Genomic DNA, 23,721 nt, shown 5'->3' with positions numbered 1-23,721 from the left:
AGATGAATATTCTTGTTGATTTTGACGCTTACTTTTATAGGATAGTATAATTTCAACAAAAAATCAATCGTAACGGTGTAAAATAATAAAGAACAAAAATTAAATTTTATGTTGTATTGTGGATAATTATACGGTATAATAATCGGAAAGCCAAAAACCAATTGAATAAACGGAGGGATCGTCTTTGTCAACCAAACAACCCGCAGCGGGCTATTTGCCTGATGAAAAGCCACCTTTTTTGAAACTGCTGCTGTTCGCGTTCCAGCAGATCATCGTGATGTTTCCGGCTACGGTGCTGGTCGCACTGCTCACCGGATTCCATGTTTCCACCACGATCTTTGCAAGCGGACTTGCAACCATCGGATTTATCCTGATTACAGGAAGAAGAATCCCGCTTTTCTACGGATCAAGTTTTTCGTACATCACGGCGATCTGCTCCATCACGGGCGCACAGGCGTTTGCCGGCCCGGTGGCCGATGACAAAATCGCCGCCGCGCAGTTCGGCATCGTCCTATCCGGACTGGTTTCCATTGCGGCCGGTATTATCATCAAGCAGTTCGGGCAGGAGGCAATCGAAAAAGTCCTTCCTCCCACCATTACGGGCAGCATTGCCATGGTGATCGGTCTTTCCCTCGCGGGCACGGCCCTGAGCAATCCCACGAACCTGCCGAACGGCGTGACCGACGCGACAAAGGCGCTTGCGCTGAATCTGTCGTGGACCATCTGCCTTGTGACCCTGCTCGTGACCGTCCTGTTCTCCGTTTACTTGAAAGGTACCTGGGGCCAGATCCCGATTCTGCTCGGCCTTCTGACCGGATATGTTCTGGCGTTGGTTCTTGGCGGCATCTACGGAATCGCCTTCTGCGACTTCAATAAAATTCCGGAAACAAGCACCCTGTTTTCCATTCCGGCGATCGGCTTCGCGCTCCCGCACTTCACTTTGCCGAAAGCAAGCTGGGCGGCGGTCGGGGCGATTATGCCGATCGCGATTGCCACCATTCCGGAATCCACGGCCCATCTTTATCAGCTCGATATCTATGTAAACAATCTTGCCAAACAAAAGGGCTCCGATAAGCGGTACAATATTTCGGACAAGCTGGGGCTGAACCTGATCGGCGACGGCCTTGGCGACATGATCTCCGGTGTGGTCGGCGGACCGGCCGGCACCAATTACGGCGAAAACCTGAGCACCATGGCGATTACCAAGAACTTTTCCACGCCGATGCTGATTGCGGCGGCCATCATCACTATGGTTATTTCCTGCTTCACCCCGCTGACCGCGGCGGTCTACTCGATTCCCAACGCGGTGATCGGCGGCATTTCCATTTACCTGTTCGGTGTCATCGCGTCGCAGGGCGTAACCATTATGATCAGCAAAAAGGTTGATATGTTTGACTCGCGCAACCTCGCGATTATCGCCACCGTCCTGACCATCGGCATCGGCGGCAGCTTCGCGTTTTCCGACGGCATGATCCCCATGTTCGGCGCGAAATTCCCGGCAATTGCCACCGCGGCGATTTTCGGAATCCTGCTGAACCTGGTTCTGAATATCGGAAAGGAAAAACCGGCGGCGGAGGAATAATCCCTCGTTAGATAGAAATAAAAGATACCGCACAGCGGCCATGAGTACACTTTGTACTCATGGCCGCTTTTTTAGGCGCGGTTCTGTTTACCAGTTTCTCGCATCGCTGACAGCTTAAAAAACCGATTTAAAAGAATATTAAAAAATCTGGGAAAAAGTGTAACAAAACAAGGGGGTCCGTCGTTAATGTTGTAGAAGGAAAAATAAAAGCCGTTAAATGCATGGCGCGCGACACGCATTTAGAATAAATTAGCTGAAGAAAGAGATGATTCCGATGGGCAAGGTTTGGGGTGAAAAATTCCTCCATTCATTTCCGCTCAATACAAACAAACGATAAAATAAAGGAGAATGAAAACAATGAAACATAGCATGAAAAAAATAATCAGTTTAGTTCTTGTATTGGCAATGTCGCTCGCTGTTTCTGTGCCGGGGTTTGCGGCTACTAAGGAAAAGGAATCGCAAGTAACGATGCAAAGTGTACCACTGACAGGAGTAACCAAGTACGTGTCTACGGCTAATGGGTTCGATTTATATTTGAATAATGCTGATACAATTAGAACAATAAATGCTGGAACATTATCGTCTCCTATATTGGGCTTAGTTCCGAATAAAATTGCGCAATTAGTTGCATCCATATCATTAGCAGCATATATAGCTGATCTTCAATACCAAAACAGTGGATCGGGTGTAGTAATTCATTTCTTTGTAGTTTATAGCACACCACCCATTGTTGGAATTTATAGTATTGAGCCTCAAGCTATTCCGATGAAGTAATTTAGAATTAGTCCCTGTTTTTGTAGCAGGGACTAATTTCTTATCATACTCATAGATGATTTATAAGAATTGTGAAGAAAGGAAAAGCATAATGGTAGATAATAAATATCTAAATATCATTTTTATGATTATTTGGGTTATTGTATTGGTTTTAACGAATATTATCGGCAGTTACTTTGAGAAAAAAAACAATCATAAAATGGCCTTTATTACAAAAATCATCTACTGGATCATTTCTGCTGTATATATTTTATCATTAATAATAATATACAACCGAAAATAAAAGAGCCAAAGGCTTTTAAAAGTGGGAATAAAACAGTCAGATCACACAACGGCGCCATGAGTACAAAGTGTACTTAGGGCCGATGGGCCGATTTTGTTTGTCCTCCTGCGGAATTTATAAAAAAATTTGGAAAAAAGTGTAACAAAACAAGGGGGTCAGTCGTTAATGTTGTAGAAGGAAAAAATCTATTAATATTTAGATTGGAGTATAACTTTGCACAAGATTTCAGCAATTTTCTCGGGAATATTATTTCTGCTTGGCTGTGTGACTTTAGGCATCTCTATATTTTTTTCAGATGTTTTATCCAGAATTTTTATGATCTATTTAATAACACATCCAACATCTTTCTCTGATGACATCTTACATATAAATTCAAGAAATTTTTATTTTTTAGCGGTTGCAGAGCTTATCCTCGGTGCAGGGGGCTATTTCTATCATAGTAAAAAGGCAAAATGAAGTATTGCACCAAAATTAGATTTCTTAAAGGAGGGGCGGCTCTGAAACAGAAAGATCTTCCAAAGTCCATTGAAATGTTTTTTTACTTTATAGGGGTCATCCTATTAGGATATGGAGCATCTTTAAGAAAAATATATCCCAGTGAACTGTATTTGGCTCCCATAATAGCTTTACTTACTTTTAATGTTTCTACCATATATTCCATCATAAAGGAGTGCAGAAAATGGCATTGCTTTGCATGGAAGAGCGGCAGTCTGGCAAATGATGTTCGTTTCTTGTTTGGTATGTTTATCCTTTATTTTGCCATTACGTTTACCGTACATCTGTTGTTCTATCAATGAATTTTAGAAATGAGGAACATTTAAAAGGATGGTTTCTCCTTTGAGAGTAGCTGAAGAATTTGTGGCAACAGCCATGAGTACAAAGTGTACTCATGGCTGTTTTTTAGGTGTGGTTCTGTTTTGCCGGAAAACAATTTTCCGCATTGCTGACAGATTGAGAGACTGACTTAAAAAAATATTTGGAAAAAAGTGTAACAAAACAAGGGTATCAGTCGTTAATGTTGTAGGGAGAAAAAGAAAGGTACCATCATCCCGTAAAAGGAAGTGTTGTATGAAGAAAACACGAAAGCGATCAACGGTAATAGAAATCCTTGGAATCGTTATCTTGGCCTTAGTCGTTTGCTTCCTTATAAAAAGTTCGCAGGGAAGAGTAACTACCTCCAGGTCTATACAAGCATATCCGGAGAATTCAAGAGCATCTGTTAGCTCACAGATGCATGAGATAGAACCTGTGGTCATTAAAAATGTTGTGGAAATCAACGGCAGGAAAAACAGGCTGCTCTGTACCTTTCAGGACCGGGAAAAGGCAATGCAGTCGGTGAAGAAGCGGGATAATGAATTATTGCAGTTGATGATGAAAAAATGGAAGGTGGACGAATTGAATTCATCCAACTGGAAGGTCTATAAACATAATTTGATTCCATACACCGCCGGTCGCTTACCTGACGATTTGGGAGGAGATCAATATGAAAACCAGCATCAGGAGATAGAGGGGTTCTTGGCCATCTATGAAGACGACGAAATCAACCAGAAAACGATAAAATATATTGGCCTAACTAATTTTCTGTTAGAAACGAGGCTCGTTCCGCAGGTATCTTTAGACCCTATCATTGCCAATTTTCCTTTTGATGCACCGATCGTGGAAGAAGCTCACTGATTTTTCTGAATTCGTGGACCTGATCCTCCGCCGTCGGTGACTGGAAATACTGCCCGAAAAGGCCGGAGGAATAAACGGAAGGAGGGAATGAGTAAATCATGAAATTTACGAAACATTTTATCAGGCGGGAAGCGATACCGGGGTGCGTGATACTTTGCTGCCTTGTGCTTATGGCTGCCGTTTTCTTTTTCCCCGGCGACCCTCCGGAACCGGAAAACGCGCGGTACAGCGGAAAGAACGGCAGTGTTTGCGTACAGTTCACGCGTTACCGGGATTATGACCTCTTTTTGGAGAAGAAATCTCCGTATATCATGATCTATGATTTGAAACAGGAGCTGAAGGATGTAAAAGGGTTTATTGTGGGAGAGGTGTCCCTTGACGGCCACTGGGAAGATGTGTCGCGCTGCGATATTCAGCTTGTCAGGGGAAACGGGGAGTCTGCCGACACGATTGCGTTTGTTGATATACCTGATCGAAAAGTAAATCCGAATTTTCCTTTTACGATATACGACTATTACGATCCCGGGAGAAATCTTTACAAAACCGCAATTGTCCGGTTGGAAGAGAAAAATATTGAGATTCCTGTAAATCTTGAGTAAAAGGAAAGCACCGTGCGCCCGTCTACGAGGATATCACAAGATCAGTCTGGGGGAATGTGGGAATTGAAACGCATGGAAAAAATAATCGATCATCCGGCACTTCCGTTTATCGCTTCCGCGGCCGGCGCTTTTTGGTTTTTGGCACCGTTTGACTGGTACGCTCTCAAGGTGGCCGCCATGGTCATATATTTTATGATACTGTCCCGGGACAGTATTGAAAAGCTGGTGCTCAGGATTACCGGAAAAAGCGACGGGGAAACGGAAAGCAGTTTCCAGCTGATTTGTCGGGCGCTCTGGGGAGTTCCTCTTATCCTGGGCTTTCTTTTCAGACGGTATTATCTGTTTTTCGCAATCGCGTCGTTTGTCGTCCTTTTCATCCCGGACGGCATTGAAATCGCCCGGGAAAGCAAAGCGCAGAATAAATTGATTATCCGGAAAGAACAGGGGATCAGCCTGCTGGTCATCGCCGCCGGTATTGCTTTCCTGGCCACCCTTATTTCCTTTGGCGGAGAATAGAGATATGAAGTATTTCGGAGGAATGCAGAAGTTGAAAAATGCAAAAAGGTATATCATTACGGGCATTGGCAGTATCATTTTTATCATTACGGCGTATTTGCCGAATGACAGGTATGTTTTGAAGATCATAGGCCTGGTCATCCTGAATCTGATCATATGGAGAGACAATATCAGGAGATTCCTGTTTAAGCATATCCCAAAAGATAATAAGCCGGAGAAATAATATTCCGCATGTTTTTCCGGGAAAATATTCCTCTCTTAATGTAAGGCCACGGATACCACAGGGCATCCGTGGCCTTGCTCTTACAATTTCCATTTTTTGAATTAATTTCCTTTCCTATTTGTAAAATTGCGACCAAATTGTTATAATGACAATAACTTAATTCTTGTGAATAAGAAAGGGAATGAAAAGTGCTGATTATTATACAGGAAATTCAAAACGAGGCGGACCGAAGCCTCGTAGAGGAGCTTTACCGGAAGCATGGCAGCACCATGCTGTACATAGCACAGAGCATTTTGAAGGATCAGGCCCGCGCGGAAGACGCTGTTTCACAGGCTTTTATTAAAATTATTGACAATTTGCAAAAATTTCACTTTGAAAACTGTAACAAAACCAGGGGGTTAGTCGTTATCATAGTGAGACATATTTCTTACGATATGCTGAAAAGCGAAAAGCGCAGGCACAGTGTTCCGCTGGAGGAGCTGGAAACAGAAGTCCCCACGGCGGAGGACGACGCCCCGCTGGAATCGATCGTTTCCGCGGAGAGCTATCATTTTGTTATGGATTGCCTTTCCTGCCTGAACGAACGTTACAGGGATGTGTTAAGACTGAAGCTGATTTATGAGTATGAGGATGAAGAAATCGCAGAAATGCTGGCAATTTCTCAGGAAAATGTCCGCGTTCGGTTTCAGCGTGCCAGAAAGGCGCTTATGCAAGAGATGAGCAGGAGGGAGAAAGGCAATGAATGAATCGGAACTGAACGTCCGGCTGTTTGACACGCTTCTGAAAGCGGCGGCAGCGGAGGATTTTCGGCGTGAACTGGACGCTCTTCCGTCCGGGCAGGAGCTGAGCGGGGAGTACGCGCTCCCGGAAAGGCTTACAAAAAGGATACGGGACCTCATTAAGGAAAGCGACCGCCGGAGCAGGCGGAAGAAGTTTTTGGGGCTTGCGAAACGGGCGGCGGTCATTGCCGCCATCATTATCCCGATTTCCCTGGGAAGCCTGCTGAGCGTGGAAGCGAGCAGGAACGCCATTTTCAATTCCGTACTGGAGTGGAAAGCGGAGCACGTGGATATTTATTTTGAGGAAACGACGAGCGGCGCTCCCTCCGAAGAATCCCCTGCGGGGGAACAGCCGGAAGTATGGGAGCCGCAGTATCTTCCGGAAGGATTTTTTATGGCGGAGGAAAAGAATGTCGGGCCCGTCCACATGACCACTTATGAAAACGGGAAGGGCGCTTCCGTGACCTTTACGCAGACACCTTTGGATAAAGCGGGAAAAATGTCGATCGACTCCGAGCATACCACTTATCGTGAAATTACCATAAAAGGGGAAAAAGCGGTCCTGTTTGAGGCAAAAGGGGCTCAGGACAGGTCCTATGTCCTTTGGCAGAGCAAAAAGACCAGCCTCGTACTCAGCTCCACGATTTCAAAGGATGAACTGATCCGGATTGCCGAAAGTGCGGAGCAGCAATAAAATATTATAATATGGGGCGATAAAATGAAAAAGCTATTAAGTGCTGCACTGGTGTTGGTAATTGCTGCAACCGGTGTTACTGTGTATGCTTTAGGATACACAGGTAAAAGCCCTGTAAGCTCGGACGATTCAGAAAGATTAGATAAAATCGTAATGACACTTTTAATTCCTAAAATTCAAAAATCTGTTGATGATTTTTACGAGCCGTATATATCTATTGAGCCGACAGTCGCTGCCTATTTGGGAGACTCTAAAATCACAAGCATTGTCGGAGATGTAGGCAGTTCAATTTATACCGTAACAGTCGAATTAGAGCCCTATGTTGGTCCACATATTTCTATCGGACGAGATAAAATGACATTTGAGATATCAGCAGATGGGACTGTCAACATGAAAAAATATGAGCATTTGAAAAGTTATGATTTACCTCAAAATCTTCAATCATTAATCAAAAAACCATTGCCATGAGTTGCAAGGAGAGGGCCGGAACTCTCTCCTTTACTTTCCAAGGAAATCGAATGGAAAAATTGTTGTTTCCGGGACATCATGGGAAAAAACGGCGGGTTGAAGTTATATGAGAAAACTTTACCAATTTTGTCAGAACGCGCAGATAGATCCTAATTGGCAAAGAGCGATCGCGTAGAATAATAGCAGCCGCCGGGAAACCGGCGGCTGCAGTCGGTTAACAGGGAACAAAAAAATATTTAAAAGTTTGGAAAAAAGTGTAACAAAACACGGGGGTCCGTCGTTAATGTTATAGAAGGAAAAATAAAAGATTTCAAATGCGCGCATTGAAAATAAATATAGAAGAAAAGAAGTGGTTCCGGTGGACCGGTAACGGGGTGAAAAATTCCTCCATTCATTTCCGCTCAAATTGAAACTATTGACAAAATGAAGGAGAATAAAATGATGAAACATAACATGAAAAAAATAATCAGTTTGGTTCTTGTTTTGGCAATGTCGCTTGCTATTTCCGTACCGGGGTTTGCGGCGGAAAAGGAGAGCAGATTAAGCTCAGAGATACCCGTAAGTATTACTGCAGGTGGAAGGGAAGTGCATGGCTCTTGGTGGGGCCCAAAAGAGACGATAAATGTATCGGGTATAACAGATGCCTTGGGTTTAGCTACGGCAATAGGGACCGTTTTTGCGGGAACTCCTTGGCCAATAGCGACCACACTAGGAGTTGCAATATCAAAGCTTAAGGATGATGCAAATTATCTTGTGTGCCAGAATTATTATGAAGAGATATATATGAATGGAGAATTTGCATATTTTAGGACTACAGAATATGTTCATGCATATTACGACTCTGCCTGTACGCTCGAAGTGCCCGGAAGCCCATGTATTAAAGTTTTTGAGGGAAATGCTCCAGCGGTGATTCGCAATTAGTTACTAACTATTAGAACTTTTGCTTGTTTAGAAGGAAGGCCACCCAAGATAAAAACTTGGGTGGCTGCTAATAATGGAATTATTCCTCAATGAGATTGGATGTGATCTTTTGAGAGAAATATCAGGTAAAAATTTAGCAATAAGTATCTTCATGATTATCCTTGGATTTTCTCTTTTCCTTTATAACCGTACATTTTGGCAGTCAAACTCTATTCTTTCAGAAATGAGCAGTGTTGTTGCAATTATGTTGATTGTGGGATCTCCATTTATTCGCTCAAGGGCGAAGACCGCAGAAAAAAAAGACGAATTTTATTGGGGAATTGTGATGCTTTGTTTTGCATTTTTTATTTTAGCAGCCATCCTTCTCAAGATTTACTTTTAGAAACTTTTTTAAATGTTACCTATCGTGGGAGAAGCTTCCTGACTTCCCTGCATTTTATTAAAGTCTAATTTCGCTCAGCTAAATATTTTAATTTTCGTATGTTTTGGCGAAATGGGTAACTATGATTTTAAAAAGGTTAAAAAATTGATGAAGAAGGCGCTTATAGTACTATGGGTTTTGGGTTTAATTTATGACATTTATAGTTCAGGTGTCATGAAACGCGACCATCTTTCCATACAGCCTAAAACAGATTTTTTCTATCGTATTTACCGCGTTATCAATCGATTTTTCTTCCCCTTTTATCTTATTTGGCTGGTCATCCTGCTGATTCCGGAACTGATATTAATTGCGCGTGTTTTTTCTGGTGTGATCATTGTGGGCATAATCGTTCGCGCTGTCGGAGACCGAAAATACCACCCGAAAAAGCCGGATGAATAAAACAGAATGAGGGCTTACAGAGGATGGCTGAATGGAGGGGTGAGTGAATTATGAAATTTATAAAGCATTTCACAAAGCGTGGAGTAATACTGGGAACTGTAGTGCTTTGCTGCTTTGCACTCTTGCTGGCCGGATTCTCTTTATTTGGAAGTCGTCAGGAACCGGAAACCGCACGGTACAGCGGCAAAAACGGCAACACTCGCGTTCAGTTCACCCGTTACCGGGACTATCGTGTCTTTTTGGAAAAGAAATCTCCGGATATCTCAATTTATGATTCAAAGGATGAAGTTAAGGACGTAAAAGGATTTATAGCGGGGGAGGTGCTCCTGGAAGGACGCTGGGAAAACGTGCCGCGCTGCAATATTAAACTGGTTCGAACGAACGGAGAAACTGTCAGTGATATTTTACTGATGAACATGACGCCTGACCGGAAAGAGAATCCGCATCTTCCTTTTACGATATATGACTATTACGATTCCGGGAGAAATCTTTACAAAACCGCAATTGTCCAATTGGATGGTAAGAATATCGAGATTCCTGTAAATCTCGAATAAGCGAAGGGGGCCTTCCCGCTGGGTATTAGGAGGGCTAATTCGTATTGAAATCGTATTTAAGAAAAGGACTGGTTCCGGTGGATATTCTTAAGAAATTCCGCAATAAGCTGGTGCACTTTTTGTTTCCGTTCATTGAACGATTTTACCTGTTTATAGCTTTGGCGTTGCTTGTGGCCGCGTGGTCGATTCCCAGAACCTACTGGCAAATCAGGGTGGTTTTATTTTTGCTCTGGCTTGTAACCAGTGAAGTCAATTCGGCAGGCATTATGGAACAAGACTATCTTCCCATGCAGCCTGGAAGCAGCCCTTTTTATCACCTTTACCGGTGTATCGATCGGTTTTTCTTCCTGTTCCTGCTTGTTCTTCTGGTGATTCTGCTGCTTCCGGAATTTCTGTGGCTGAAAGAGGGTCTTCTCGGGGTGTTCATCGTGGCCGTGATCCTTCGTGCGATCGGAGACCGAAAATACCGCCCGAAAAAGCCGGGAGAATGATTGTTTATTACAAAGCAGCCGCCGGGAAACCGGCGGCCGTAGGTTGTCATTTTGTTTGCAGCGAGGGCAGAAGGAAGGGGATCCCATGAAAGAAAAATTAAAATCAATTGATTGGAAAAAGTTCTTTCTAAATTGGTTTGTCTTTTTTCTCGTACTTGTTTTTGCATCAGATCCTGCCCTTTTTTCTACCGCTTTTTTTATAAGAGAGATGATTGGAAGTTGTATCATTTCTTTGGTAATCGTTTTCTTTCATTATAAGTCTATTGAAAAGGACCATTTATGAACTGACCTATATCAATAAAAAAAATAGCCTTTTAAAGTCAATTACGTAACACTCAGCCCCACGATTTTAAAGGCCGAACAGATCCGGACTGCCAAAATTTCAGAGCAGCAAAAATAAATTTAAAAAAGTTTGAAAAAAAGTGTAACAAAACAGGGGGGTCCGTCGTTAATGTAGTAGAAGGAAAAATAAATGGAAAAGGAAGGTAATCTTTATGAAAACAAAACTGATGGCCCTTGTCACTGCCCTTGTTCTGCTGATTACGGTGAATGTCCCCGCGTTTGCTACGGTAAAACCCGCTTCCTCTGATTCCGATATGCATATTATGTACACCAATACCGACAGCGCGTCGGCCTACCTCGACTTTTCCGGCACGCGGGCGGACTGTTCCGCAATCGTGGAAGGGAAAAGCGGCACGACCCAAATCACCGCGACCGTTTACCTGAAACGGGTGGTCGGGTCGACCAAAACAACCGTCAAGGCCTGGACGGGGCTAAGTACCAGCGGTGAGACTTTCTATTTCGACAATTCCTATTATGTTTCCAGCGGATATACCTATGAAGTCGAAATAAAAGCGAAAGTTTACCGCAACGGCACAGCCGAAAGCATCAGCGTTTCCTGTCAGGACTACTGCGGATAACCTTTTTCAATGATCGGATGACTTAGGCGAAGGAGCTGCCGGCAGGTGCCGATACCCTCATCTGCCGGCAGCTTCAGAATCGGATGTTTCCAAAAAAGAATCAGCATTTCCGGTTGCTTATTGGCCCAGCCGGGTTTTTATACAAGGTGAAAACATGAAAAAGTATGGTTTGCAGTTCTTTCTGGGATTAGTGATTATTTTTTTCAGTACCCCTTTGGGTTATTTTTCGGTAAATATACTGGGCAGCTTGAAAGGGAATCTGTCAGGGGAATATGTTCCTTTGTTAAATGGGTTTATTGCTTCCTATCTTATTATCGGCATTTTGATATTTGCGGTAGGATTCATTAACAAAGCAAAAGCGAACAAGTGAATTTGAGTCTCCTGAAAGGGTTTTCCAGTCTTTCCTGTACATCCATCCCTACCGAAGGCATTCATAAGAAATGCCGCAATGATAACGCTTTCATCACCACACTTTCAATAGACCTCCCCATCAGGCGCCGTTTTTTGGGGGAAACGGCGCCTTTCGTTATGCCCTTTTCCGCACACGGCCGGAAGAGAAAGCCCGCTTAATAAAAAACCGAATCCGTTTCGGTAAACAGCGGATTATGTCTGATTTTGTTGCTTTTTTAGTTGGTCACAAAAAAATTGTTAAATTTAAATAAAAATAAATTAAAAAGATTTATGTGATTATTTGCATGTACCAAATTATTCTATTGAATTAAAAGGATTTTCTGTTATAATAAATTTACAGAATTTTACATTTGAAATCCACAATGAAAGAAGGCAGCCGGTTGAGAATCAGGAAGTACCTTACTGTTTTGCTGGCTGTCTTTTCCATATTGCCGATGGTTCTGGTGATGGTGTTCAGCATCCTCTTTTTTCAAAGCAACACTTCTCAGCTTTTACAGGCAAACGTGAAGTCCACCGCCATGCAGACGGCCAACAACCTGGACCAGTTTTTCAGCCAGCGGAAAATGGCGCTGGAAGTGGCTTCCGACCTGCCGGGGGTGAAGGAACTCCTGATTTCGTCCAACGCGGGGGCGTCGGACAGGGATCTGGAGCAGTACCGGACGATTACGGTGAACACCTTCAAAACGATGACCGACAAACAGACCATCAACGGGCAGGGCGACTCCAAGGGGAATTTTGTCAGGCGCTCCAGCCTGATTAACCGGAAAGGCGTCATTATCGCGTCCGACGACAGCCGGCTGATCGGAAAGCCGGCCTTTCTCAAGGTGGACATGCGGACCGTTCCGGCGTACGGGCTGTATATTTCCGATATGATGCACGAACCGGATTTTATTGACGGCCAGAACTATTTTGTGATTGCCGTGCCGATTTATAAGGACGGTGTCTACGAAGGCTCCATCCAGTCCTCCATCGACATGATTTACCTGGACCTCATCACCCGCCAGACCTTTATGGAAACGGGCCGGACCGTCATTCTGGACTCCGTGGGAAGCGTTGTCAGCGGAAACATACTGGGCGTCGGCCAGCGGATGGACAGCGCGGACCAGATCAAGCTGGAAGGGGATCTCAGCGGAAAAAAGCTCGAAAATATCGACCTGGACCAGAACCCCAACGGCGTTATCCGCTTTTGGGCGGGCGGAATGGAAAAATTCGGCTACTATTCCCGTGTTGCGGGGAAGAGCTGGATTATTTTGAGCGCGGTCGAGGCGAATGAGCTGGCGAGTCCGTTCCAGAGCATGTTAAAGGTTTATTTTGCGGCGCTTTTGGTGCTGGCGGCAGCGCTGATCAGCTGCGCCTACATGGCCGCCAACCGATTTCTCAACCCGCTCAGGGATATGTCCGCGGAATTTGTCAGGGTGGAAAAAGGGGATTACCAGACCCGGCTGCCCGCCTGTTACAAAGGCGAGTTTGCCGAAATGGCATCCGCTTTTAACCATCTGATCGAAAAAATAAAGGAGGACACCGACGTGCTCAAGGTCAGCGAGGCGCGGTATGCGCTGATTATGGAAGAAACCAATCAGGTCGTTTTTGAATGGGACATCCGTCAGAACCATATTTATCATACCGTTTACTGGACAAATAAATTTGGTTTTTCCACCGCAGCACAGGTGCCCGGCTCCGATATCCCGAATTTTGAACAGGTACACCCCGCCGACCAGGAGATCATGTCGCAGCTTTTCCGCAGGATCAGGGCCGGGGGCCAGCCCGGGCCGACCGATGTGCGGATGAAAAACGTCGACGGCAAGTACATCTGGTGCACGGTAAACATCAAGATTCTGTACGACGAAAATAAAGAGCCTTACCGCGCGATCGGCTTGATCGTGGACACCGACCACCAGAAAAAAATGATCCAGAAGCTGGAAAGCAGGTCCAGAATGGATTTGCTGACGCAGCTTTACAACAAGGTGACCACCGAGTCCATGATTGAGGAGTGCCTGAAAAAATCGGAGAAAAGTACCCTTCACGGCCTGATTATCGTGGATATTGACAATTTTAAGGATATCAACGACACGCTGGGGCATATTTTCGGCGACGCGGTCCTGAAAAAGGTTTCCACAGACATCAAGCGGCTGTTCCGCGCGTCGGATATCGTGGGCCGCACCGGGGGCGACGAATTTATTATTTTTATCAGGGACATTGATTCGGCGGGCCTGCTCCGGGATAAGATGAACGATATCTGTGAAATTTTCCACTGCGCCTATACGGGTGCGGACGAGATGTATAAAATTTCGGCAAGCGTGGGCGGGGCGTTCTACCCGTACGGCGGCACAAGCTTTGAAGAGCTTTACCGCCACGCGGACGAGGCGCTGTACTGTTCCAAGAAAAGCGGAAAAGACAAGTGCAGCCTGTACGAAACAAGCGGCCTTCAGGCCGCGCTGTAGGCAGCGCATAGAAAGACAGAAGATACCGCCATGCTTTCCGGCAAGGCGGTATTTTGTATATTATCCATAGTTTAAATGTTGTTATAATAACAAATTTAGATAGACAACCAAAAAACAGAGCAAAACATTGTGGATTATAATTGCGATAAAAAATTAAAAAATAATGCTGCCTGCCGATAATTATAATGAGGAAGATACTGCGGCGAATGTCCGGCTCAGACCTGAATTTATTTGAGGAGTGAGTTTTTTGAAAAGCAGAGGGAAAATTCGGAAAAACAGTTTGGGTACTCTCTTGTCCGTGTTTTTTATCGGGACGCTGGCGATCGCTCTGGCCGTTGTCGTATCCATCAATTCCCTGTTTACGGGCTGGATTTTTGAGGATACCTACGAGGAGCAGAATCAAACCGCCATGCAGGGGCTGGACAATATCCTGTCCAATTATGAGGCAAACCTGAGGCAGGCGGGACAGGAGCTGTCCCAGGACGCCGATTTTCTGAACGCGGTGGCCGGCGGCAACCAGTACAGTATTGTGGAATCCATGAAAAACCGGGTGAAGGCCTACAACATCAGCTATGCCTTTCTGACGGACGCGCGGGGAAACCTGCTGTACTCCACAACCACTGATTTTGACCTTCCCGACTTTTCAAAGCTCAACCATGTGCAGGAAGCCATGAAAGGGAAGAGCGTGGTCGTAAACGAGGCGGTTTCCGGCAAGACACTCAGCATCTGCTGCGGCACGCCAGTGCAGCGGTACGGGAACCTGATCGGCATGATTTCCACCGTACAGTCGCTGGAGGACCACAACGTCATCGACCAGCTCAAGCAGTACACGGGCTGTGACTTCGCGGTGTTTTACGGGGACGAGCGGGTCAACACCACCCTGATGAAGGACCAGAAGCGCCAGACGGGCACGAAAATGGACGCGGCCGTCGCGCAGAAGGTTCTGACTGGAAAGCAGAATTATACAGGAAAAATGGACGTGATGGGTACGTCCATGATGGTGAATTATGTCCCGATTCTAGGATTTGACGGAAAGGCGATCGGCGCGATGTTTACCGGAAAGAGCATTGCGGCGACGGAACAGCGCTCCATGCAGACCGTGGCCGTATCGATCGGCGCGGCGCTGGTAGTCATGGTGATTGCCACCGTGATTTTGGGCAGGATCGTTCGCAAACGGGTCAAAAAGCCGCTCGGTCAGGTCGTGACGCTGGCCAACAACATGGAGCACGGGGAAATCGGCATCAGCAACAAGGACGCCGTAAAACTGACGGTCGACACAAAGGACGAGGTCGGTCAGGTGGCCGGGGCGCTTGAAAACACACTCAGCAGCCTGCAGATGTATATCGGGGAAATTTCGGAGGTGCTGAACGCGGTCTCCAAAGGGGACCTGACGGTAAAGACCCAAATGCAGTATTTGGGCGACTTCTCCGAGATCAAGAGCGCGCTTGACCAGATCGTTGATTCGCTGAACGGGGTGTTTTCCGACATTGACCACGCGGCGGAATCCGTTTCCCTCCGTTCGGAGCAGATTTCGAGCGGAGCGGCGGCGCTTTCTCAGGGCGCTTCGGAACAGGCGGGCGCGACGGAACAGCTTTCCGCCACCATTTCCGAAATTTCCGGCCAGATACAGAAAACCGCGAAAAACGCGGCGGTCGCCAGCTCCATTGCGAAGGAATCCACCACGGCGGTGGAAAAGGGCAACCGCGATATCGAGCAGATGCTGTCCGCCATGAACGACATCCATTCGGCCTCGGCGGAAATCCGGAAGATCATCAAAACGATCGAGGACATTGCGTTCCAGACCAATATTCTGGCGCTGAACGCCGCCGTCGAAGCGGCAAGGGCCGGGGCGGCGGGCAAGGGCTTCTCCGTTGTAGCGGACGAAGTGCGGAATCTGGCAGGAAAGAGCGCGCAGGCCGCGGGCCAGACCGCAAAGCTGATCGAGAACACGATTTCGCTGGTCAACAATGGAATGACGGTCGCGAACTCCACCGCGGAGTCTTTCCAGCACATCAGAACCCGGACAAGCGAGTCCGCCGGGCTGATTTCGGAAATTTCAGAGGCGACCGGCGACGAAGCCGCCGCCGTGGAGCAGGTTACGCAGGGGATCGAACAGATCGCGCAGGTGGTACAGACGAATTCCGCGACGTCGGAGGAAAACGCGGCGGTCAGCCAGGACCTGTCCGCACAGGCACGGCGTCTGCGCACGCTTGCGGCGAAATTCCGCCTGAGAGAGGGCGCGGCGAAAAAGGCCGCCGCGGTCGTCCCGCTGAAGGCCGCCCCACCGGAGTCCAAGGGGACGGCTGAAAGCTTTCCCACGGTAGTTGAAAAATACGGCTGAAAGACATTTCCCAGAACGGAGGGGCCGCCATGCAGAGCATGGCGGCCCCTTCCGTTTATATAGACTCCCGCTGTTTCGGCTCCCTCTTTGAGGGAGCTGGCAGGCGCAGCCTGACTGAGGGAGTTTCATCCCGACTTCCGTATCCTTTCGTCAATGAAAACCATACAAGTCCCGTACTTCACAAAGACACTTTGGGGATACTTGGGGGTGCAGGGGGATTTTATGGAACCCTCCCGCCGTTACTTAGAACGACGGAATTAGCGACCCATTCATCTTTTTGCTTGCAGTCGAGTCCGCCGTAGGCGCTTCCCGGACCGGCAGGTCCAAAATTCCCCTGCGCGTCCTTTGCCTACTTTCGGACAAGGGTGAATTGTCAAGTGAAGTGCAACAGTTAGGAAGATATGACCTCAGCAGGAGTTTTCCAGTTCAAACATTTACGCGGTCGGTTGTTGAGAAGTTGCATGACAAAAGCCACGGCTTCTGGGGTAAGCTCGGTAAAATTAGTTCCTCTGGGAAAGAACTGACGGATCAATCCGTTCGTATTTTCCACAGTGGGTTTTTGCCATGGAGATGCAGGGCGAGTGTAATAGTACAGTGCCTCAAAGCGGCTCTCAAATTCATGATGACAGTTGAATTCGATCCCTCGATCCGATGTTACCGTACGGAGCGGAAGTTTGCCTCCTTCAAAGAAGAACTCAAAGCCCCGCATGACCTCTTCTCTCTTACTGTTGCACAGGACGGCAAGGCAGGAGTACCGACTTTTTCGATCGGTCACATTCAGCAAATAGGTATGTCTCGTTTTCCCGAATACGATTGTATCTGCCTCCCAATCTCCGAGCCGTTTTCGCCGCAGAACGTCTTTGCTTCTCTCCCGAATTTCCCTCGCGCCGGCTTTGTATCCGCGGGTTTCTCCATGCTTGCGGCCATAGTGACGCAGTTTCATCGTAAGCTGCACGGAACGCGGCAGAAGGTTTGTATGCAGCCAACGATAAATGCTGCTGTGCGAAATCTTCATGTTCTCGTCGTCTGGATAGTCTAACCGGATTCTTCCGGAAATTTGTTCGGGGGACCATGACAGCTCCAGTTTTTCCGCTATATAAGATGTCAGATCGAGGTCCTGATACAGCTTCGTTCGATGGCATTTCATACGTCGTTCCAAATATTTAGCCTGTGCCGGAACGCTCAGATATTTTTGCCCCGAACGGTTCCTTTTGATCTCCCGACTGATTGTCGCGGGACTCCTTTGTAGCCTGCGTGCAAGCTGTCGCATACTGATTCCGTTATTCCACAATTGGGCTATCAATGCGCGCTCTTTTGGTGTAAGATGGTGGTAGTCCATAAAAAGCCTCTCCTTCAGTGGTGTCTCTTCAACTCCTACTGTATCATGGATTTGGCTTTTTGTGGACTCTGTCTATCCTCCTGTTGCACTTGTTATTTTAATCCGCCCAAGATCGAAAGTAGGGGCCCGCCCGGCCTGAGGGCAGAGCTGACGATCAGCTCCTACCTTGCGGCGATGCGTCAATGAAGCAGGCAGAGACTCCTTCCGGTGCCGACCGGCAGGTCCGCCCGCCGACCGCATGGTCCAATAAAGGGCCGTCATGTTGAAACATGGCGGCCCGATTTGAAAATTTTGGAAAATATTTGCAATTGATATTGCGCATCCCTGAAAAACGCGCTATAATCAACGTGTAAGGCACGAATAAAAAGTGCAAAGCAGGCGGAAGGTACGGCAATACCACCCGCCCTGCATACGGAGGTCCAAGCTCCATACACAGCTGAATACTCAGCGCTCTGCGGTTACTATTATACCGCCTGTTTTTCATTTTGTACAGGGGGTATCTTAGGTTCGCGGCACTTTGATGACGTTGTATATGGAAAAATTTCCTGTACGGCGTTTTTTGTGCCTTGCGGACAAAAAAGGCGGCGGACCCGCATTCCGGGAAAGTGTCCCCCTGGTTTGCGCGGCCCGCCGTCTTTTGCATTTAAAAAAATTTAATTTTCCTGCGCTGTAAGGAACAGCCTTACAGAATGGGGGGATTTTCCGGATTATAATACGGTCCGGCGGGGGGAACCAGCCCCAGCTCCGCCGGGTCGATCTGATGGGTCTGGATCGCGCGGTCGCGCAGGAAGATGTAAAGCTCCGCCATGGTAGCCTGATAATAGGGATTCACAAATAAAATCCCCACGCCGAAGCAAATGGCCCCGAGCAGGTACCACCCGATAAAGGAAAGGCCCAGCACGAAAATCGCGCCCTTTTCGCCGTTTGTCAGGATGCGGCTGAGTTCCCTTGCGCGGCTGCCCGTCAGGTTGGGGTTATCCGCAAGGAGATACTTCACCATGGAATATTCGAGCTGTTTGATAATACCGGGGATAATCAGCAGAAGATACCAGAGCCCTATAAAGATTTCCGTAACGAGCATGGCGGCGGCGCTGTTGACGTAGCCGTAGCGGAAGCTGCTGAACAGCGTGCCGAAATCCGACGCGCCGAAATGGTTGTGCACGTAATACCGGCTTTCACCGATAGTGACCGGCAGAGCAACAAAGACATAATAAAGAAAGCCGATCAGGGCAATCAGGATCGCGGACAGGCTGAGCACTATGGCCATAACGGACGCGATTCCTTCGTTCCACGGCAGGTTGTCAAAGCTGACCGTGAACCGTCTTGTCGACCATGAAAATCCTTCAATAATAGCCGCGGCAAGCAGCGATACGCCGAATGCGGTCCAGTACCGTCCTCCCAGCGCAATTTTCGCATTGGATTTCAGAATCCCTCTGTCCCACATAACAATGGCTCCCTTCATTCGTCAAAAATATTCCGCCGCCTTTCCACACGGCATCGGAAACAGGTTCCCGTATCGTAAGATGCCCCGGAAAAAGATGCGGCGGAATCCATGCCTTTTTGATTATATGTTTTAAATCGTGAAATTAGTCAATCGGATCGTCGTTCCACGCATACATTTTGCGAAGCTCTTTGCCGACTTCCTCCAGCTGATGGCTTGCGCCGATGCGGCGGCAGGCGTTGAAGTGCGAGCGGCCGTTCTTGTTTTCCGCAATCCACTTGGAAGCGAAGGTACCGTCCTGAATTTCGCCGAGGACCTTCTTCATTTCCTTCTTGGTCTCGTCGGTGATCAGGCGCTTGCCGGTCTCGTAGTCGCCGAACTCCGCGGTGTCGCTGATGGAGTAGCGCATCAGGCCGAAGCCGCCGCGGTAGATCAGGTCAACGATCAGCTTCATTTCATGGATGCACTCGAAGTAGGCGTTTTCCGGAGCGTAGCCCGCTTCCACAAGGGTTTCAAAGCCGGCCTGCATCAGGGCGGTCACGCCGCCGCAAAGCACGCACTGTTCGCCGAACAGGTCGGTTTCAGTCTCGATTTTGAAGGTGGTCTCCATGATGGCGGCTCTCGCTGCGCCGAGTCCCGCGCCGTAGGCAAGGCCGATGTCCTGCGCGTGGCCGGTGTAGTCCTGCTCGACGGCGATCAGGCAGGGAACGCCCTTGCCGGCGACAAACTCGCTGCGGACGGTGTGGCCCGGGCCCTTCGGGGCGATCATGAATACGTCGACATCCTTCGGCGGCTTGATCTGGCCGTAGTGAATGTTAAAGCCATGGGCAAACGCAAGCGCTTTTCCCTCCGTAAGGTAAGGGGCAATGTCCTTCTTATACATATCCGCCTGGCGCTCATCGGGAATTAAAATCATAATAATGTCCGCGGCTTTGGTGGCCTCCGGGACACTCAAAACCTTCAAACCGGCAGCCTCGGCTTTTTCCTTGCTCTTGCTGCCTTCATACAGGCCGACCACTACATTGACTCCGCTGTCGTGCAGGTTCAGCGCATGGGCGTGGCCCTGGCTGCCGTAGCCGATAATAGCGACGGTTTTACCTTTGAGCAGATTGATGTCGCAATCTGCCTGATAATAGATTTTTGGCATGATAAATTCCTCCTTGCCTGATGGCAAAATATTAACGAAACACTTAGACGGCGCTGCCGCATAAGGGTTGGGTGGCTTGGGTCAGCTGTTCTGTTTGCGGGCGGTGGTGGGGCCTTTTTCAATGGCAAGGGTGCCCGCGCGGACGATTTCCTTGATGCCGTAGGGCTTTAAAAGGCTGATGAGCGTCTGGGTGCGCTCGTCGTTGTCCGTCAGCTGGATGGTCAGCGAGGTGGTGGCCACGTCCACGATTTGGGCGTGCATCAGCTCGACGATTTTCATAATTTCGGCGCGCTGCTTTGTCGGGCAGTTCACCTTGATCAGCGACAGCTCGCAGCTGATGAACAGGTCGGGCTGCAGCACCTTGACCTTGATGACGGGAATCAGCTTGTTGAGCTGCTTTTCCACCTGCTCCACAATATATTCGTCGCCGTTCACCACAATGGTAATGCGGGAAATGGCGGGGTCCTCGGTAATGCCGACGGCTAAACTGTCAATGTTGAAGCCGCGGCGGGAAAACAGGCCGGACACCTTTGAGAGGACGCCGGGCTGGTTTTCAACTAAAATCGAAAGGGTGTATTTCATTTTCCTGCCCTCCCTATATCGTGGGCGCGTCGGGGTTGACCCGGCACACCAGGATAAAAGCCCTGTCGGACGCGAACATTTCTTTGGCCAGACGCTCCGCTTCCCCGTTGGAGGTGGCCAGCGCCGCGGGAATGCCGTAAGCTTCCGCGATCTTCACGAAATCGGGGTTGCCCTGCAGCAGGGTCATCGCGTAACGGCTGCCGTACTTGTTGTCCTGTATTTCCTTCACCATGCCCAGCCGGTCGTTCTGCATCACGATCATCTTGATGTTGACGTCGTTCTGGCAAAGCGTGCCCAGCTCGCACATGGCCATCTGGAAGGAACCGTCGCCGCAGATGCACAGCACCTGGCGGCGGGGCTTGGCCAGCTTTGCGCCGATGGCGGCGGGGAGCGCGTAGCCCATGGTCCCCAGACCGCCGGAGGTCAGGAACCGGCCTTCCTTTACGTTGAAATTGCGCGCGGCCCAAATCTGGTTCTGGCCGACGTCGGCGGTCAAAATCGCGTCCTCCTCCATCAGCGAGGAAAGCACGCGCATAAAGGAGCGGGGCTCCACAAAACCGCTGCTGTTGTCCGGTTCTCCGCCCGGAACGAATTCTTTTTTATACCGCAGTACGGCGTCGATCCACTCCTTCGGAACGGAAACGGCGCTCTGCTCGATGAAATCGCGCAGTACCAGCCGGATGTCGCCGACGATGGGGATATGGGCGGTCACATTTTTGCCGATTTCGGCGGGGTCGATATCGATATGGATAATGGTTGCCTTTTCTCCCATCTGTTCCGGCGCAGACACCGCCCGGTCGCCGACCCTCGCGCCGCAGAGGATGATCAAATCGGCCTCATGCATGGCGCGGTTGGCGTTTTTGTGGCCGTGCATCCCGATCATGCCGAGGTACAGCGGGCTGTCCATGGGGACCACGCCGATGCCCATCATGGTGGAAACCACCGGGATTCCGCTGCTCTGCGCAAAGGCGACCAGCTCGTCCCGCGCCCCGGCAAGCACGACGCCGCCGCCGCAGACAAGAACGGGGCGCTTCGCTTCGGCCATGGCCGCGAGCGCCTTTTTGACCTGCATGGCATGTCCCGTGGTGCGGGGCTTGTACCCGATGATGTTCGCCTTCTGCGGGTAGACGAATTCCGGTACCTCTTCCATCTGAATATCCACCGGAACGTCGATCAAAACCGGCCCCGGGCGGCCGGTGGAAGCGATATGAAAGGCTTCCTTGAAAATCCGCGGAAGGTCCGCGGCGCTTTTCACCAGATAGGAATGCTTGGTGAACGGCTCGCAGGCGCCGGTGATGTCCGCCTCCTGGAACACGTCGCGGCCCAGAAGCTCGGAGCTGACCTGCCCCGTGATGACGATCAGCGGGATGGAGTCCATATAGGCCGTCGCGATGCCGGTAATCAGGTTGGTCGCGCCCGGCCCGCTGGTCGCGACGCAGACGCCGGGTTTCCCGCTTGCGCGGGCGTAGCCGCTCGCCTCATGGGCGGCGTTCTGCTCCTCGCGCACCAGAACGTTTTTGATCGGCGAGCGATATAGGTAATCCAGGAAGGGACAGATCGCTGCTCCGGGATATCCGAAGGCGATCTGCACGTTTTCGTTTTTTAGGCATTCCGCCATTATTTCTGCTCCGCTTATCAAAAACAGTCACCTCTTATAATTGATTCGTTCCGCCGGACCTGCCGGTCGGGAAGCGCCTTCGGCGATGCTCTCCTGAGAGCAAGGGAAGGCATACGCAGACTCCCCCAGTCAGGCTATGCCTGCCCGGCCTGAGGGCAGACCATACGGTTGGGAAACTTCCCCCGGCGCGCCGCCGGATGTGTTTCTAATTATTATATGTTTTTTACCGTTATGAGTCAAGGCATTTTAGTGGTTTAAATGGATAAATTACCGTTCTTTCTTTTTCAGCACGGAAATCCCGCTCTTTTTATTGGGATGCTTCGCAACGGCGCGGTACAGCAGGTAGCCCGCGGCGCTCAGTACGCCGGTCGCCGCAAAGAGGACGGCGGCCTGTGTGTAATTGCCGCTGAAGAGCGCCCAGCCCCCGAAGGAACAGGCCAGCAGGGACGGAATGCGCGCAAGGGTGGAGATCAGCAGGAATTTGCCGAAATCCTGCGGCACAAGCCCGGCGGAAAACACGAACAGGCGTTTGGGCATTCCGGGAATCAGGAAAACGATCCAGTAAAAGGTATCGCGCGATTTCGGGCTGCGCAGGTAGCGGATGTGTTTCCGCTGGGCGGGGGTGAAGAACAGGCCGATCAGCCGGTGGCCGAATACCCGGGTGAAATAAAAGATAATGGTGGTGGAGATCACCACCGAGCAGAGGGTCAGCAGGCTGCCCTGCACCCGTCCGAAGGCGTAGCCGCCCGCGATGGTCGTCAGCTCCAGCGGGATGGGGAGAAAGCCCTGCAGAATCTGAATACCCAGGAAGGCGGCGCGGCCCATCGCGCCCCGGCTGCGGATAAAGCTCTCAAACCGGTCGGGGTCCCGGAGCAGCGACAGAAGCGGTCTGCACAGAACGACCGTGAGCCAGAGGAACAGCCCCGTGGCCGCAAGAAGCACAGCCCCGCCCAGAAGCCGGTCGCGGAGCGTCGGGCCCGCCGTTTCCGGCAGGTCGGCGGCGGTTATTTCCGGCGGGGGGCCGGTTTTTTTCTTTTTTGACCCCGTTCGAAGAATCGTCACCCGGCATAGCCTCGTTTCATGGGTTCTATGGAATAGTATAC

The 23,721-nt window shown here is 49.1% G+C and carries 25 protein-coding genes; 19 read left to right on the top strand and 6 right to left on the bottom strand.

Annotated elements, in window-relative coordinates:
• The first annotated feature begins 184 nt into the window (after positions 1-184).
• From LY85_RS11030 to LY85_RS10940, 19 genes are all read left to right on the top strand, one after another.
• Entirely contained in the window at positions 185-1,582 is a 1,398-nt protein-coding gene (locus tag LY85_RS11030) for a solute carrier family 23 protein (RefSeq protein WP_141826678.1), read from the top strand.
• A gap of 357 nt (positions 1,583-1,939) precedes the next feature.
• A complete protein-coding gene (locus LY85_RS11025; protein WP_141826677.1) occupies positions 1,940-2,356 on the top strand; it encodes a hypothetical protein in 417 nt (138 codons plus the stop codon).
• A 1,351-nt stretch (positions 2,357-3,707) separates the two neighbouring features.
• Entirely contained in the window at positions 3,708-4,313 is a 606-nt protein-coding gene (locus LY85_RS11020) for a hypothetical protein (RefSeq protein ID WP_141826676.1), read from the top strand.
• A gap of 98 nt (positions 4,314-4,411) precedes the next feature.
• Positions 4,412-4,912 carry a hypothetical protein gene (locus LY85_RS11015; protein WP_141826675.1) on the top strand — a complete coding sequence of 167 codons (501 nt, stop codon included), beginning with the start codon at positions 4,412-4,414 and terminating at the stop codon, positions 4,910-4,912.
• 72 nt (positions 4,913-4,984) lie between these two features.
• A complete protein-coding gene (locus LY85_RS11010; RefSeq protein ID WP_141826674.1) occupies positions 4,985-5,428 on the top strand; it encodes a hypothetical protein in 444 nt (147 codons plus the stop codon).
• 4 nt (positions 5,429-5,432) lie between these two features.
• Entirely contained in the window at positions 5,433-5,651 is a 219-nt protein-coding gene (locus LY85_RS11005) for a hypothetical protein (RefSeq protein WP_141826673.1), read from the top strand.
• A gap of 188 nt (positions 5,652-5,839) precedes the next feature.
• Positions 5,840-6,397 carry an RNA polymerase sigma factor gene (locus tag LY85_RS11000; protein ID WP_243122533.1) on the top strand — a complete coding sequence of 186 codons (558 nt, stop codon included), beginning with the start codon at positions 5,840-5,842 and terminating at the stop codon, positions 6,395-6,397.
• Entirely contained in the window at positions 6,390-7,124 is a 735-nt protein-coding gene (locus tag LY85_RS10995; protein ID WP_141826672.1) for a DUF4367 domain-containing protein, read from the top strand. Before LY85_RS11000 ends, LY85_RS10995 begins: the two co-directional genes overlap by 8 nt.
• Before the next feature lie 24 nt (positions 7,125-7,148).
• Positions 7,149-7,592 carry a DUF3888 domain-containing protein gene (locus LY85_RS10990; RefSeq protein ID WP_141826671.1) on the top strand — a complete coding sequence of 148 codons (444 nt, stop codon included), beginning with the start codon at positions 7,149-7,151 and terminating at the stop codon, positions 7,590-7,592.
• Between the two features lie 438 nt (positions 7,593-8,030).
• Positions 8,031-8,513, top strand: a complete 483-nt coding sequence (locus LY85_RS10985; RefSeq protein ID WP_141826670.1) for a hypothetical protein — start codon at positions 8,031-8,033, stop codon at positions 8,511-8,513.
• A 73-nt stretch (positions 8,514-8,586) separates the two neighbouring features.
• On the top strand, positions 8,587-8,895 hold the full coding sequence (locus LY85_RS10980) for a hypothetical protein (protein ID WP_141826669.1): 309 nt from the start codon (positions 8,587-8,589) through the stop codon (positions 8,893-8,895).
• A gap of 111 nt (positions 8,896-9,006) precedes the next feature.
• On the top strand, positions 9,007-9,333 hold the full coding sequence (locus LY85_RS10975; RefSeq protein WP_141826668.1) for a hypothetical protein: 327 nt from the start codon (positions 9,007-9,009) through the stop codon (positions 9,331-9,333).
• A 50-nt stretch (positions 9,334-9,383) separates the two neighbouring features.
• Positions 9,384-9,887, top strand: a complete 504-nt coding sequence (locus LY85_RS10970; protein WP_141826667.1) for a hypothetical protein — start codon at positions 9,384-9,386, stop codon at positions 9,885-9,887.
• Between the two features lie 44 nt (positions 9,888-9,931).
• Positions 9,932-10,378, top strand: coding sequence for a hypothetical protein (locus tag LY85_RS10965; protein ID WP_141826666.1), 447 nt, complete (start codon positions 9,932-9,934; stop codon positions 10,376-10,378).
• 85 nt (positions 10,379-10,463) lie between these two features.
• Positions 10,464-10,661: a hypothetical protein gene (locus LY85_RS10960; RefSeq protein ID WP_141826665.1), complete on the top strand. Its 198-nt coding sequence runs from the start codon at positions 10,464-10,466 to the stop codon at positions 10,659-10,661.
• A 211-nt stretch (positions 10,662-10,872) separates the two neighbouring features.
• On the top strand, positions 10,873-11,298 hold the full coding sequence (locus LY85_RS10955) for a hypothetical protein (protein WP_038326168.1): 426 nt from the start codon (positions 10,873-10,875) through the stop codon (positions 11,296-11,298).
• A 154-nt stretch (positions 11,299-11,452) separates the two neighbouring features.
• Positions 11,453-11,668, top strand: a complete 216-nt coding sequence (locus LY85_RS10950) for a glycosyl transferase (protein WP_141826664.1) — start codon at positions 11,453-11,455, stop codon at positions 11,666-11,668.
• A 421-nt stretch (positions 11,669-12,089) separates the two neighbouring features.
• Positions 12,090-14,150: a diguanylate cyclase gene (locus tag LY85_RS10945; RefSeq protein WP_185741190.1), complete on the top strand. Its 2,061-nt coding sequence runs from the start codon at positions 12,090-12,092 to the stop codon at positions 14,148-14,150.
• Between the two features lie 247 nt (positions 14,151-14,397).
• A complete protein-coding gene (locus tag LY85_RS10940; RefSeq protein ID WP_141826662.1) occupies positions 14,398-16,491 on the top strand; it encodes a methyl-accepting chemotaxis protein in 2,094 nt (697 codons plus the stop codon).
• A gap of 391 nt (positions 16,492-16,882) precedes the next feature.
• Here the strand turns inward: LY85_RS10940 and LY85_RS10935 are convergent, their stop codons facing one another.
• The 6 genes from LY85_RS10935 to LY85_RS10910 all read right to left on the bottom strand — a co-directional run bounded on the left by LY85_RS10935 (position 16,883) and on the right by LY85_RS10910 (position 23,680).
• A complete protein-coding gene (locus LY85_RS10935) occupies positions 16,883-17,830 on the bottom strand; it encodes an IS30 family transposase (protein ID WP_141825577.1) in 948 nt (315 codons plus the stop codon).
• Positions 17,831-18,512: 682 nt separating this feature from the next.
• Entirely contained in the window at positions 18,513-19,274 is a 762-nt protein-coding gene (locus tag LY85_RS10930; RefSeq protein ID WP_141826661.1) for a DUF975 family protein, read from the bottom strand.
• Positions 19,275-19,416: 142 nt separating this feature from the next.
• Positions 19,417-20,418, bottom strand: coding sequence for a ketol-acid reductoisomerase (ilvC, locus tag LY85_RS10925; RefSeq protein WP_038326166.1), 1,002 nt, complete (start codon positions 20,416-20,418; stop codon positions 19,417-19,419).
• An 81-nt stretch (positions 20,419-20,499) separates the two neighbouring features.
• Positions 20,500-21,000, bottom strand: coding sequence for an acetolactate synthase small subunit (ilvN, locus tag LY85_RS10920; RefSeq protein WP_038326165.1), 501 nt, complete (start codon positions 20,998-21,000; stop codon positions 20,500-20,502).
• A gap of 13 nt (positions 21,001-21,013) precedes the next feature.
• Positions 21,014-22,639 (bottom strand): biosynthetic-type acetolactate synthase large subunit, encoded by a 1,626-nt coding sequence (ilvB, locus tag LY85_RS10915; RefSeq protein ID WP_141826660.1) that lies wholly within the window; start codon positions 22,637-22,639, stop codon positions 21,014-21,016.
• A 246-nt stretch (positions 22,640-22,885) separates the two neighbouring features.
• Complete coding sequence (locus tag LY85_RS10910; protein ID WP_141826659.1) at positions 22,886-23,680, bottom strand: VTT domain-containing protein; 795 nt, start codon at positions 23,678-23,680, stop codon at positions 22,886-22,888.
• Positions 23,681-23,721: the final 41 nt, after the last annotated feature.

The organism is Clostridium sp. KNHs216, from assembly GCF_006714885.1.
Lineage (GTDB): Bacteria > Bacillota > Clostridia > Oscillospirales > Acutalibacteraceae > Caproiciproducens.
The sequence above is the reverse complement of the archived record's forward strand: the minus strand, read 5'-3'. Positions and strand labels throughout refer to the sequence as shown.

Excerpts from the sequence above, each read along its gene's own strand:
- LY85_RS10935 (WP_141825577.1), bottom strand. The coding sequence starts at position 17,830 with ATGGACTACCACCATCTTACACCAAAAGAGCGCGCATTGATAGCCCAA.
- LY85_RS11025 (WP_141826677.1), top strand. The coding sequence starts at position 1,940 with ATGAAACATAGCATGAAAAAAATAATCAGTTTAGTTCTTGTATTGGCA.
- LY85_RS10990 (WP_141826671.1), top strand. The coding sequence starts at position 7,149 with ATGAAAAAGCTATTAAGTGCTGCACTGGTGTTGGTAATTGCTGCAACC.
- LY85_RS10955 (WP_038326168.1), top strand. The coding sequence starts at position 10,873 with ATGAAAACAAAACTGATGGCCCTTGTCACTGCCCTTGTTCTGCTGATT.
- LY85_RS11010 (WP_141826674.1), top strand. The coding sequence starts at position 4,985 with ATGGAAAAAATAATCGATCATCCGGCACTTCCGTTTATCGCTTCCGCG.
- LY85_RS10975 (WP_141826668.1), top strand. The coding sequence starts at position 9,007 with ATGGGTAACTATGATTTTAAAAAGGTTAAAAAATTGATGAAGAAGGCG.
- LY85_RS10995 (WP_141826672.1), top strand. The coding sequence starts at position 6,390 with ATGAATGAATCGGAACTGAACGTCCGGCTGTTTGACACGCTTCTGAAA.
- ilvN (WP_038326165.1), bottom strand. The coding sequence starts at position 21,000 with ATGAAATACACCCTTTCGATTTTAGTTGAAAACCAGCCCGGCGTCCTC.
- LY85_RS11005 (WP_141826673.1), top strand. The coding sequence starts at position 5,433 with ATGAAGTATTTCGGAGGAATGCAGAAGTTGAAAAATGCAAAAAGGTAT.
- LY85_RS10985 (WP_141826670.1), top strand. The coding sequence starts at position 8,031 with ATGATGAAACATAACATGAAAAAAATAATCAGTTTGGTTCTTGTTTTG.
- LY85_RS11015 (WP_141826675.1), top strand. The coding sequence starts at position 4,412 with ATGAAATTTACGAAACATTTTATCAGGCGGGAAGCGATACCGGGGTGC.
- LY85_RS10950 (WP_141826664.1), top strand. The coding sequence starts at position 11,453 with ATGAAAAAGTATGGTTTGCAGTTCTTTCTGGGATTAGTGATTATTTTT.
- ilvC (WP_038326166.1), bottom strand. The coding sequence starts at position 20,418 with ATGCCAAAAATCTATTATCAGGCAGATTGCGACATCAATCTGCTCAAA.
- LY85_RS10970 (WP_141826667.1), top strand. The coding sequence starts at position 9,384 with ATGAAATTTATAAAGCATTTCACAAAGCGTGGAGTAATACTGGGAACT.
- LY85_RS10980 (WP_141826669.1), top strand. The coding sequence starts at position 8,587 with ATGGAATTATTCCTCAATGAGATTGGATGTGATCTTTTGAGAGAAATA.
- LY85_RS10930 (WP_141826661.1), bottom strand. The coding sequence starts at position 19,274 with ATGTGGGACAGAGGGATTCTGAAATCCAATGCGAAAATTGCGCTGGGA.
- LY85_RS11020 (WP_141826676.1), top strand. The coding sequence starts at position 3,708 with ATGAAGAAAACACGAAAGCGATCAACGGTAATAGAAATCCTTGGAATC.
- LY85_RS10960 (WP_141826665.1), top strand. The coding sequence starts at position 10,464 with ATGAAAGAAAAATTAAAATCAATTGATTGGAAAAAGTTCTTTCTAAAT.